Source organism: Sphingobium aquiterrae, assembly GCF_037154135.1.
In the GTDB taxonomy this organism is placed as follows: domain Bacteria; phylum Pseudomonadota; class Alphaproteobacteria; order Sphingomonadales; family Sphingomonadaceae; genus Sphingobium; species Sphingobium aquiterrae.
The window spans coordinates 464,990-476,206 of record NZ_JBANFL010000001.1 but is presented as its reverse complement, the minus strand read 5'-3'; the positions used below and the strand labels follow the sequence as shown (position 1 = coordinate 476,206).

General features: G+C 65.2%; 9 protein-coding genes. 4 read left to right on the top strand and 5 right to left on the bottom strand.

Features of this window, described 5'->3' with window-relative positions; genetic code table 11:
* Window positions 1-490 precede the first annotated feature (490 nt).
* From WFP78_RS02175 to WFP78_RS02160, 4 genes are read right to left on the bottom strand one after another with little or no spacing between them, the layout of a single operon-like run.
* The gene (locus tag WFP78_RS02175; RefSeq protein ID WP_336958178.1) at window positions 491-1,378 is read right to left on the bottom strand and encodes an amidohydrolase family protein; all 888 of its coding nucleotides are present in this window, start codon (window positions 1,376-1,378) and stop codon (window positions 491-493) included.
* Complete coding sequence (locus WFP78_RS02170; protein WP_336958176.1) at window positions 1,378-2,400, bottom strand: amidohydrolase family protein; 1,023 nt, start codon at window positions 2,398-2,400, stop codon at window positions 1,378-1,380. Before WFP78_RS02170 ends, WFP78_RS02175 begins: the two co-directional genes overlap by 1 nt.
* The gene (locus WFP78_RS02165; protein WP_336958174.1) at window positions 2,397-3,287 is read right to left on the bottom strand and encodes an NAD(P)-dependent oxidoreductase; all 891 of its coding nucleotides are present in this window, start codon (window positions 3,285-3,287) and stop codon (window positions 2,397-2,399) included. Before WFP78_RS02165 ends, WFP78_RS02170 begins: the two co-directional genes overlap by 4 nt.
* A gap of 27 nt (window positions 3,288-3,314) precedes the next feature.
* Window positions 3,315-4,565 (bottom strand): LysR family transcriptional regulator, encoded by a 1,251-nt coding sequence (locus tag WFP78_RS02160; protein ID WP_336958172.1) that lies wholly within the window; start codon window positions 4,563-4,565, stop codon window positions 3,315-3,317.
* Window positions 4,566-4,674: 109 nt separating this feature from the next.
* Between WFP78_RS02160 and WFP78_RS02155 the strand changes: the two genes are divergently transcribed.
* The 4 genes from WFP78_RS02155 (at window position 4,675) to WFP78_RS02140 (ending at window position 9,338) form a co-directional block, all read left to right on the top strand.
* Window positions 4,675-5,346: a 4-carboxy-4-hydroxy-2-oxoadipate aldolase/oxaloacetate decarboxylase gene (locus tag WFP78_RS02155; protein ID WP_336958170.1), complete on the top strand. Its 672-nt coding sequence runs from the start codon at window positions 4,675-4,677 to the stop codon at window positions 5,344-5,346.
* A complete protein-coding gene (locus tag WFP78_RS02150; protein ID WP_336958168.1) occupies window positions 5,339-6,406 on the top strand; it encodes a 4-oxalomesaconate tautomerase in 1,068 nt (355 codons plus the stop codon). Before WFP78_RS02155 ends, WFP78_RS02150 begins: the two co-directional genes overlap by 8 nt.
* A gap of 34 nt (window positions 6,407-6,440) precedes the next feature.
* A complete protein-coding gene (gene dctA / locus WFP78_RS02145) occupies window positions 6,441-7,763 on the top strand; it encodes a C4-dicarboxylate transporter DctA (protein ID WP_336958166.1) in 1,323 nt (440 codons plus the stop codon).
* A 63-nt stretch (window positions 7,764-7,826) separates the two neighbouring features.
* Window positions 7,827-9,338 carry a carbohydrate porin gene (locus WFP78_RS02140; RefSeq protein ID WP_336958164.1) on the top strand — a complete coding sequence of 504 codons (1,512 nt, stop codon included), beginning with the start codon at window positions 7,827-7,829 and terminating at the stop codon, window positions 9,336-9,338.
* Window positions 9,339-9,564: 226 nt separating this feature from the next.
* Here the strand turns inward: WFP78_RS02140 and WFP78_RS02135 are convergent, their stop codons facing one another.
* Entirely contained in the window at window positions 9,565-11,055 is a 1,491-nt protein-coding gene (locus WFP78_RS02135) for a GMC family oxidoreductase (RefSeq protein WP_336958162.1), read from the bottom strand.
* Between the last annotated feature and the right edge of the window lie 162 nt (window positions 11,056-11,217).

Genomic DNA, 11,217 nt, shown 5'->3' with positions numbered 1-11,217 from the left:
ACATCAACGTTCCGCCATCCTGACAGGGGGTCCCTTTTGCGCGCCGATAAGGGGTCCCGTTTGCACGCCGATTGACAGTCAGGAGAGTGAAGTGCCCGTTACTGCTCCTCGACAGCGGCGCAGCCGCGTCTTGCGCGCGAGGATGCCGGAAATCCCGCGCGGCAAACGGTATCTTGGGAACGGGCGGCAGGCCACTTGAGCGTTGCCGGAAGCCATTCATGCAAGCACCAGCGGCAGAGAAAAGGACATGAGCGCGCCGTCCGAAACATTGGCCGCCGTCAACATGCCGCCCATCTCGCTGATGATGCCATAGCTGGCTGCGATCCCGCAGCGCGGATCGAGCCGGAACGGATCGCTGTCGCGGCAGCCATGGCCATGCCCATCACCCGAAACCGGACTGGATGCGCATCGACAAAGAGGCACCGTCACGATCTCAGAGGCAGACCCGCCCCGTCGCACATTTCCGGCATGGTCGCATGTCCCGGAAACACTATGCCCAATAAAGACGCATCGGGTTGTCCACGAGCAGCTTGCGCTGCAGTTCCGACGTCGGTGCGATGTGCGGGATGATGTCCACGAGGGTGCCGTCATCGGGCATGTGGGTTTTCATGTTCGGGTGCGGCCAGTCCGTGCCCCACAGGACGCGGTCGGGAAAGCGCTCCACCAGAGTGCGGGCGAAGGGGATGACATCGCGATAGTCCGGCGGGCCCGACCGGGAGAGACGCTCCGGGCAGCTCACCTTGCTGACGATATTCTCATGCTCGGTCATGAGCTGGATGAACCGACCGAATTCGGGGCCGTCGACCGGCCGGGTGACATCGGGGCGCCCCATATGATCGACCACCACTGTCGTCGGGAGCGAGGTGAAGAAATCCCAGCGCTCTTCCAGGTCGGCAGCTTCGAAATAGACCACGACCTGCCAGCCCAGCGGCGCGATGCGATCGATGATTGCGCGGTAATAGGCGTCCGGCCTGGGGTCGACCAGGCGGCGGACGAAGTTGAAGCGCACCCCCCGCACCCCGGCCGCGTCGAGTTCGGCCAATGCCTCGTCCGTCACCGTGTCGCGCACCGTCGCGATCCCGCGGGCGCGGTCCCCGGCGGCGCGCAGCGCATCGAGCAGCGCCCGATTGTCGGCGCCGTGGCAGGTCGCCTGGACGATGACATTGCGTTCGAAGCCCAGGAAGTCGCGCAATGAGAACAGCTGCGCCTTGCCGGCATCGCACGGGGTATATTTGCGTTCGGGGGCATAGGGGAAAACATCGCCGGGCCCGAAGACATGGCAATGCGCATCCACAGCGCCCGCCGGCAGTGTGAAGCCCGGCCTGGTCGGGGCGGGATGATAGCAGAGCCAGTCGGCATCCATCTGAAAGTCCGTCATCACAGGCCCCGTGCCTTCAATTGCGCATCAAGGCGCGGATAGACGCGGCGGGCATTGCCTTCGAACACCTTGCGCTTGTCCGCCTCGGGGATTGCGAGCGCGTCGACATAGCGTTTGGTGTCATCGAAATACTGGCCCGTTTCCGGGTCGATGCCGCGCACCGCGCCGACCATTTCCGATCCGAAGAGGATGTTGTCCACGTCGATCACCTCGAACAGCAGGTCGATGCCCGGCTGATGATAGACGCAGGTGTCGAAGAACACATTCTTCATCACATGCTCGGCCAGCGGCGGCCGCTTCAACATGTCGGACAGGCCGCGATACCGGCCCCAATGATAGGGCACCGCGCCACCGCCATGGGGGATGATGAAACGCAATGTCGGAAAGTCGCGGAACAGGTCGCCTTCGATGAACTGCATGAAGGCGATCGTGTCGGCCGCGAGATAATAGGCGCCGGTCGCATGCATCGCCGGGTTGCAGCTCCCCGAGACGTGGATCATCGCCGGAACGTCCAGCTCCACCATCTTCTCGAAGAAGGGATACCAGGCACGATCGGTCAGCGGCGGGGAATCGAACCTGCCGCCCGACGGGTCCGGATTGAGGTTGCAACCGATAAAGCCCAGCTCGGTGACGCAGCGCTCCAGCTCGCCGATCGCATGGGCGATCACGATGCCGGGCGATTGCGGGAGCTGGCACACGCCGGCGAAGCTTTCGGGATAAAGGTCGATCACCCGCTTGATGAGATCGTTGGAGCGGCGGGCCCACACCTGCGCGACCGCTTCGTCGCCGATATGCGGCGCCATGGCGGAGGCGCGGGGCGAAAAGATCGTCATGTCCGCGCCCCGCTCGCGCAACAGGCGCAGCTGGTTCGCCTCGATCGTCTCGCGGATGTCGTCGTCGGAAATGGCGGGGTAGTGCGGATCGACATCGCCGCCAGCCTTGAAAGCCGCGACCTGCTGCTCGCGCCATGCGCTGTGGGGGGCGGGGGCTGTGGTATAATGGCCGTGGCAATCGATAATCATGGGCGTGAACTTTCTGCAATGGCAAGGATTGTGTCGGCCTTGGCGGCCAGGCCATCGGGAGGAGGAGAAAGGCCGAGCGCCCCGAGGCGCTGCTGCCAGTCGGCGGTGGCGCTCGCCATCGCACCGGTCTGGCCCAGGCTGGCGGCGGTGATGGCGGATTCGCGCATCTCCGCGGCACGGCGCTGGCCATGGACGAGCATGCGGTCGAGATTATAATTCCCGCGCGCACGCCAGTTCCAGCCGGGGAAGCTGGCGTCCAGCGAAGCGATCACCTCATCATCGACACCGGCCGCGCGTGCGGAGAGCAGGCATTCGGCGGTCAGCGCCTCCAGCCCCTTGATCATGATCGAGCGGATCATCTTGATCGCGCTGGCGGCACCGATGCCACCCGCGACGATCCGGCCGCCAAAGCCAAGTCGCGCCAGAAGCGCGAGGCCCTCGCCAGCAGATGGTCCTGCCAGCAATAACGGGACGGCCAGCAGCGCCGGCCTGACCGGGGCCATCACCGCGACATCGACATATCTTCCGCCGGCAGCGGCGATGGCTTCGGCCGCGACCTGCTTGGTGACGGGGGCGACGCTGTTGCAATCGAAGAAGAAGGCGCCGGGCGCCATGACCGCCGCCGCCGATTGCGCCGCCACGACCGCCTGATCGGCGGTCACGACACTGATGACGGCGCCTGCGTCCTGGATGGCCGCCCGAAGCGAGTCGCAGCCCGCAACTCCATGACGCCGATAGTCGGCGCGTTTGGCGTCGGCACTGGCCTCCGACTCCGTCTTCACGTCATAAGCCTTTATGGCAGCAGGCGGCGTGGCGCCCCATCCTTCGCAAAAGGCCTGCGCCGCCTCTCCGAAACCGATGAACGACAATATGGGGCAAGATGTCATGCGTTCCAGCTAGTGACGGCTTGCCGATCACGCATATCGGAACGGTTCACGCTCCATTGCTTTTCCTGAAGTCCAATCCGCGCATACGGAACGGAACGTCGCCACGAATGCCGCCTGCAGCTGCGTCGGCCGCCAGTCGTCGCGCATCGTGAGCCCGATCTGGCGCCGCAGGGAAGCGCCGGCGTCGGCGATCTCGGCGAGCAGGCCGGCACGCTGTTCGAAGAGGAACTGGTCGCGTGACATCAGCGTCAGCCAATCATCCTCGAGCATGAGCCCGCGGACGACAAGGACCGATCCGCATTCGATCCGCAGCCGCGGCGGCAATAGCCCATGCTCCTCGAACATCTGTTCCCAGCGGCGTCGCACCGGCGCCCCGGTCGCCGCGATAACCCATGGAAATTCCAATAGCCGCACAAAGGGAAAGCCGGGCTCGTCCAGCAAGGGGTGGCCCGCGCGCCCTACGATCACCGGGTCATCGAAGAACAGCGGTTCCTGCGCGACATCCCTGACCGGAAGCGGATCGCGCATGGCGCCGACCAGCAGGTCCAGCTCCCCTTCCCGCAGGCTGGCGAGCAATTCCATATACGGCCCCTCGACCACATTGACCGACGCGCCAGGATGCATGCGGGCAAAGCGGGCCAGGGCCTGGGGCAGCAGGATCGCCCGCGCCAGCGGCATGGTGCCGACGGTCAGCCGCCCCGCCCCTTCGTTGCGCAGCGCCTCAAGCTCATCCAGCCCGGCCTGCAATTCCGCATAGGCCAGGCGGGCGAAGCGCAGCAACCGGGTCGCCGCTGGCGTGGGTTGCACGGTGCGCCCCTGGCGCGTCAGCAGCGCAAGGCCGAGCAACTGCTCAAGATCGCGCGTGGCCCGGTGCAGCGCGGGTTCCGAAAGGCCGGTTTGCCGGGAGGCGAGCGCAAAGCTCCCGGCATGGTCGACCGCCATCAATGCCCGCAACTGCCCCAGGGTGATGCGGCGTTCGATATGCGGGAGGGGCGGCAAACGGGCGCCGCGCCGCACCCCCTGCCCGCCGCGCGCGACATAGGCCAGCGCGCGATCGATCCGCGCCGTCATCAACAGCCCGGCCTCCGTCGGCGCGACGCCGCCGGGCTGGCGATCGAACAGCTTATGGCCCAGCTGCGCCTCCACCTTCGCCACGGCCTGGGTCAGTGCGGGCTGGGAGAGGTTCATGGCCTGCGATGCGCCGCTGATGCTGCCCACACGGCCGGCGGTCGCGACCGCATCGAGATGGCGGAGATTGAGTTCGCGAATCTGATTCATGATCGACACTTCAGCACAGCTTATGGCCCGTGCGCAAATCCACCTTGCCTTGCCCGCCCCCCTCGGCCCTAGGAAGGCGCAGCAAAAGGACAGGATCAAGGATTGAAGGATGCATAGCGTCATCACGCATATCGAACGCGCGGACGCCGCCACCATCGCGGGGCTGGCGCAGGCGGGCGTCGCCACCATCCATGAAGCGCAGGGGCGGATCGGCCTGCTCGGCAGCCGGCTCCGGCCGATCTATGCCGGCGCCCGCATCGCCGGCACCGCAGTGACGGTATCGGTCCCGCCGGGCGACAACTGGATGATGCATGTCGCCATTGAACAATTGCAAGATGGCGACATCCTGGTGGTGGCACCGACATCGCCGTGCGAAGATGGCTATTTCGGCGATCTGCTCGCAACCTCGGCGATGGCGCGCGGCTGTCCCGGCCTGGTCATCGATGCCGGCGTGCGCGACGTGCGCGACCTGACGGCCATGGGCTTCCCGGTCTGGTCGAGGGCGATCTCCGCGCAGGGAACGGTGAAGGAAACGCTGGGATCGGTGAACGTCCCGATCGTGTGCGCGGGCGAACTGATCCAGGCCGGGGACGTCGTCGTCGCCGACGACGATGGCGTGTGCGTGGTCCGCCGGGCGGATGCCGCGCGCATCCTGGTCGAAGCGCAGGCGCGCGAAGCACGGGAAGCCGAGAAGCGCGCGCGGTTGGCCAAGGGCGAACTGGGCCTCGACATCTATGCCATGCGTGAGCGCCTGGCGGCCAAGGGGCTGCATTATGCCTGATGTCGGGCCTGATGCCGTGCGCGCCATGTGGATGCGCGGGGGGACGTCGAAGGGCGGGTTCTTCCTGGCGGACGATGTGCCCGCCGACACCGCCGCGCGCGATGCCTTCCTGCTCCGCGCGTTCGGTTCGCCCGACATCCGCCAGATCGACGGGATGGGCGGCGGCGACCCGCTGACGTCCAAGGTCGCCATCGTCTCCCGCTCCGCCCATGAAGGCGCGGATGTCGACTATCTGTTCCTTCAGGTCTTCGTCGACCGGGCGATCGTGACGGACGCCCAGAATTGCGGCAATATGCTGGCCGGCGTGGGGCCTTTCGCGATCGAAAGAGGATTGGTTGCAGCGCAGGATGGCGAAACCCGCGTCACCATATTCATGGTCAACACCGGCAAGATGGCGACGGCGACCGTTGCGACGCCCGGTGGCGCGGTGACTTATGAAGGCGACGCGCGGATCGATGGCGTGCCGGGCAGCGCGGCCGCGATCCCGCTCGCCTTTGCGGACATTGCGGGATCGAGCACCGGGGCGCTGCTGCCCACCGGCAATGCGGTGGACATCATCGAAGGCATCGAGACGACGCTGATCGACAATGGCATGCCCTGCGTGGTGCTGCGTGCCCGCGATGTCGGGATCAGCGGCTATGAGGATCGCGAGACGCTCGACGCCGACGACGCCTTGAAGACCCGGATCGAGGCGATCCGCCTCAAGGCCGGGCCGATGATGAACCTGGGCGACGTGGCCGGCCAATCGGTGCCCAAGATGATGCTGATCGCCGCGCCCAGAAATGGCGGCGCGATCAGCGTCCGTTCCTTCATCCCGCACCGGTGCCACGCCTCGGTCGGCGTGCTGGGCGCCATCAGCGTCGCCAGCGCCTGCCTCGTCCAGGGCTCGCCTGCGCAGGCACTGGCTGTCGTGCCCGAAGGACGTTCCCTGATGCTCGGCGTGGAACATCCCAGCGGCACCACCGGCTGCGTGATCGACCTGGACGAACAAGGGGCGATCGCAGGCGCGGCCATGCTGCGCACTGCACGCAAATTGTTCGACGGGACCTTGTTTGGCTGACGGCCGGTCGGGCCGCCACAATGAAAGATAAAAAATGACCGATCTAGGAGAAAAGCGCGCGCGCACGGGCCGGTTCGGCATCCTTGGGCAGCTCTGGTTCCAGGTGCTGGCAGGAACGCTGATCGGCATCCTGCTCGGCCACTTCGCGCCGTCGACAGCGGTAGCGATGAAGCCGCTTGGCGACGCGTTCATCAAGCTGATCCGCATGATGATCGGCCCGGTCGTCTTCGTGACCGTCGTGCATGGCATCGCCGGCATGAGCGACATGAAGAGCGTCGGCCGTGTCGCCCTGAAGTCGATCGTCTATTTCGAAATCATCACGATTCTTGCGCTGATCTTCGGGCTGGTCGCGGTCGACCTGTGGCAGCCGGGCGTGGGCATGAACATCGACGCCTCGGCCATCGACACGTCATCCATCGAGACCTATGTCGCCACGGCCCACGACCAGTCGATCTCCGGCTATTTCCTCAACATCATTCCGGACACGTTCGGCAGCGCATTGACCCAGGGACCCGTCCTGCAGGTGCTGTTCATCGCCGTGCTGTTCGGCATCGCCATCGCGGCGATCGGCCCGCGCGGCCGCCCGGTGGTGGAGGTGATCGAAAGCGCGTCGCAGGGCTTTTTCCGGATCATCGGCTACATCATGTATTTCGCCCCGCTGGGTGCCTTCGGCGCGATCGCCTTCACCGTCGGGCAGTTCGGCACGGCCTCGCTCCTGTCGCTGGGCGAGCTGGTCATCGAATTCTTCGTCGTCTGCGCCGTATTCACGGCCATCGTGCTGGGCGGTGTTGCCCATTGGTGCGGGGTCAGCCTGTGGCGTCTGCTGGGCTATCTGTGGGACGAGATCGTCATCGTTGCCGCCACGACATCCACGGAAACGGTCCTTCCGCGCCTCATCCAGAAGATGTGCAAGGCAGGCTGCGAGGAAAGCGTGGTCGGCTTCGTCATCCCGGCGGGCTATTCGTTCAACCTTGACGGGACATGCCTGTATCTCACCACCGTCACGGTGTTCCTGGCCCAGGCGACGAACACGCATCTGACGGTCTGGCACGAACTTGGCCTGATTGCCGTGCTGCTGCTCACATCCAAGGGGGCGGCCGGCGTTGCGGGCGCGGCCTTTGTCGTGCTCGCAGCGACACTCAACGCCACCGGCACGATACCGGTCGCGAGCATCGCGCTGATCCTGGGCATCCATCGTATCCTGGCCGAGGGCCTGACCTTCGTGAACCTGATCGGCAATGCACTCGCGACGTTCGTCATCGCGAAGTGGGAAGGCAAGCTGGACGAGAAGCTGATGGCGCAGGTGGTGGGCAATGCCCGCGTCCGCGCCAAGCATCAGGTCCTTTTGCCCGCCTGACCGCCGCCACATCCCAAAGCATAAGACCGGCCGCGCGCGCACGCGGCCGGAGAGGAGATCTTCATGTCTGCCGCCACCACCCTTGCCAGTTCCCTGATGCTGTTCACGGCCCAGACCCCGAGCCCGGCGCCCCTGCAACAGCCGCAACCACCGGCCGGATCGGCCGTGCGGCCGTTGGAAGGTGGCGTCGAAGCCGCCACGGACGCCGCCAGATTATCGGCGGACGGCAGCGGGAGCACCCCTGCCGCTTCGCCGCCAGCGCATGGGCCGACAGGCCCCGGCCAGCAGGAGGGCGCAACAGCACCGGGTGCGATCGCACGGTTCCAGCGCGACAACGCCGTCGGCAAGGTGCTGCGGCAATTGAAGCGGGGCGGGGTCGATCTGGCCCTGGACGTGGTCAGCAACATCGCCGCCAATCCGGTCGGCGGCGCGCGCCAGGGCAGCGCGGAATCCCACTGGGTCATGGGCGCGGCCGACCTCGATCTGGAAAAGCTTGTCGGCCTTGCCGATACGAAGGTCCATGTCCAGGCTGCCTGGTTCACCGGCACCAATCTGGGCCGCGAGTCGATCGGCAACTCGATCAGCTTCCAGCAGACCTGGCGCCCGGTCTCCGGGCCGCGCCTCACGCAATTGAACATCGAACATGATTTCGGCCGCGTGAACGTGATGGTTGGCCGGGCGGCCATGAACAGCTATTTCAACAGCTCCCCCTTCAACTGCGTTTTCATGAGCAATACCAGCTGCCTGACCGCCTATGGCGGCATCAGCAACATCGGCGTCACGGCCTATCCGAACTCCTCCTGGACCGCCAAGGTGCGCTATGCGCCCAGCGATCGCTGGTATGTGCAGGCCGGCCTGTTCGAATATAACAACGATCTCAACCTGAAGGGGAAAGGCGGGCTCGACTTCTCGCTCGGCAAGGGAACGGGCGCGCTCGTCGCCGGTGAAATCGGCTATCAGACGACCTTCGCCCAGGAGCGGTTGCCGCGTCGGTACAAGCTGGGCTTCTACCTCAACACAGATGGCGGGCAGAGCCTGTTCTACGATCGCAACGGCGACTCCGCGGCCCTCACCGGGCTTCCCCGGATCATGCAGGATGGCGACCGGACCGGCCTGTACGCGATGGTGGACCAGACGATCCAGCGCGCGCCCGGCAACAGCCGCCGCAATCTTGCGCTTTTCGGTCGTCTCTTCGTCAACACCGGCAATGCCGCCCAGCTCGACTGGTTCGCCTCGGGCGGGTTCGTGAAGACGGGCACCTTCAAGGGCCGGGACGACGACACGATCGGCTTCCTGATCACGGACACCCATTTGAGCGACCAGCAACTGGGCTATTTGCGAGACCTGCGCGCCAAGGCAGGCGGCACAGGCTCACCAAAGGCGGATGAGATCGTCGGCGAGATCAACTATGGCTTTGCCGCCATGCCGGGGGTCCGCATCCTCCCCAACATCCAGTGGGTGATCAATCCGGACCCGATTTACGTTCCCCAGCGCAAGACCAACGTCCCCAGCGCCCTGGTGCTCGGCCTGCGCATCGACGTGAAGTTCGCGCAACTGTTCGAGGGCGCATCCTGAAGCCATACTGGACGATGACCGATGTCGCCGGGATATCTATTGGGAGCATCCCGGTCATCGACGGCCTTGTCGGCGAGCCAGATGGTGGCCATCGGCATGCGGGACTTGTCGCTGCCCACTTCCGCCCGAATATCGCGACGGCGAGCATAATCCACTCACACAACAACTGACCCGTTCGGTGGGGGCGGATCGGCCGCCAGCGGGCTATGATGAGTGTCGATCCGCTCTAATATTGCGCCACCTCTTGCTCCACGCGTTCTGCAATCCGATGGGCCAGCGCGACGATCGTCATGGTCGGCATATCGTTGCCGCCACAGGGGAAGACGGAACTTCCCGCCACGAACACATTGGGAGCGTCGAAGAGGCGACAGTCGCTGTCCACGACACCCTGGCGCGCATTTTGCGCCATCCGGGTCGTCCCCATATGATGACGCACCCACCGGATGGGGCCTGACGGGGCGGCGTCGTCGCACGCATAGCCCAGCCGTCGCAGGTCCTGCATGATGAGTTGGCGCGTCTTGGCAAAACTGTCATGGACCAGCGAACTGAGCCGCCATTCCAGTCGGATCATCGGCAGCCCATGAAAATCATGCTGCTCATCCAGCCGGACACGGCTGTTGTAATCGGGTTCCTGCTCCATGATGGTGTCGAAGGAATAGCTGACGGGGCCGTGCCGGCCACGCTTGAGGCGATCGAAGAGCGTGGTGGCGGCTTCGGGAGCATGGCGCAGCAGAACGCGGATGTCGCGCCGGATGTGCGGCGGGCGGCGGCCCTTTCTAAGCCAGAAACTCAGATCGTTGAGCGCCCGCGCGCCTTCGCCATGACCGATCGCGGGGGTCCGCTTCAGCCAGCTGCGCGATTTGAGCAGGTGCAGCCGTTCTTCGAGCGCTGCATCAACGGTCAGTCCGGCGAAATTGGCGGTCGCGGGCGCGTTCTGTTGTACTTGGCCATTGGGGACGAGGCGGTGCAGCCGGTCGAGCGGTGCGTCGGCGGTCAGTCGACCCCATCGAATGCGCGGATGTTCCATGAAATAGCGTCCGACCAGGTCATGGCCATTGCCGATATCGGACAGCAAAAGCAGTCGTGGATTTTCAAGCCCACCCGCTGCCAGGATGAAAATGCGGGCGCGAACGCGGCGGCGCTGCCGATTTCCCGTAACGACCTCTGCACTGTCGATCCTTGCTGAACCTGGCACGCGGATCAGTCGCGCAACGGTGGCGTGGTGCAGCACATGAATATTCGGGCTGGCGCTCAAGGACGGCAGGGCGTTGCGGCCAAGATCGGGCGCGGGCGAAAGAGCGCACGGCTCAAGCCGCAAACTTTCTGCCTCCCCATGCAGCGCTTCGCTCTCCCAATCTATTCCGTCATCCAGAGCAAGGCTTTGCCGGGCCTTGTCATAATAAGGCGCCAATGCGGCGGGCGTGAGCGGCCAACCGCTCAGGGGCACCCAGGGGCGCGGTTCAAAGTCTCCGGTGGACAGGGGCTTGCACCATCCGCCCCAGCCGGCCTTTCCAGTGCTGCCCCCGAATTGCCGGACCCGCGACAGATCGAGAGGATCATAGGCTTCCCCGGCGATCACCCCACGCGACAGGCGTTGTGATCCATATTCGAAATGCAGCCCGCCGCTTTCGATCAGCAGCAGGCGGTGACGCGATCCCGTGAAATGGCGGGCAATCGTGATTCCGGCCGCACCCGCGCCGATGACGCAGATGTCCACATCCAGGGCGTCCCTTTCGGCAGACCTGCGCGCATCCTCTATCATCGTCCGGTATGACCACCCCAAGTCCGCACCCGAGCACAGGATATCCACGAGCACGGGCCGCCGAAACTGGCAAGGGAGACTAGTCCGGAATCGCAACGCTCCCGATTGGGCGGTTCA

Bases quoted from the DNA above. Each gene is read 5' to 3' on its own strand.
- WFP78_RS02175 (WP_336958178.1), bottom strand. From the start codon at position 1,378: ATGACGGACTTTCAGATGGATGCCGACTGGCTCTGCTATCATCCCGCC.
- WFP78_RS02170 (WP_336958176.1), bottom strand. From the start codon at position 2,400: ATGATTATCGATTGCCACGGCCATTATACCACAGCCCCCGCCCCCCAC.
- WFP78_RS02165 (WP_336958174.1), bottom strand. From the start codon at position 3,287: ATGACATCTTGCCCCATATTGTCGTTCATCGGTTTCGGAGAGGCGGCG.
- WFP78_RS02160 (WP_336958172.1), bottom strand. From the start codon at position 4,565: ATGAATCAGATTCGCGAACTCAATCTCCGCCATCTCGATGCGGTCGCG.
- WFP78_RS02155 (WP_336958170.1), top strand. From the start codon at position 4,675: ATGCATAGCGTCATCACGCATATCGAACGCGCGGACGCCGCCACCATC.
- WFP78_RS02150 (WP_336958168.1), top strand. From the start codon at position 5,339: ATGCCTGATGTCGGGCCTGATGCCGTGCGCGCCATGTGGATGCGCGGG.
- dctA (WP_336958166.1), top strand. From the start codon at position 6,441: ATGACCGATCTAGGAGAAAAGCGCGCGCGCACGGGCCGGTTCGGCATC.
- WFP78_RS02140 (WP_336958164.1), top strand. From the start codon at position 7,827: ATGTCTGCCGCCACCACCCTTGCCAGTTCCCTGATGCTGTTCACGGCC.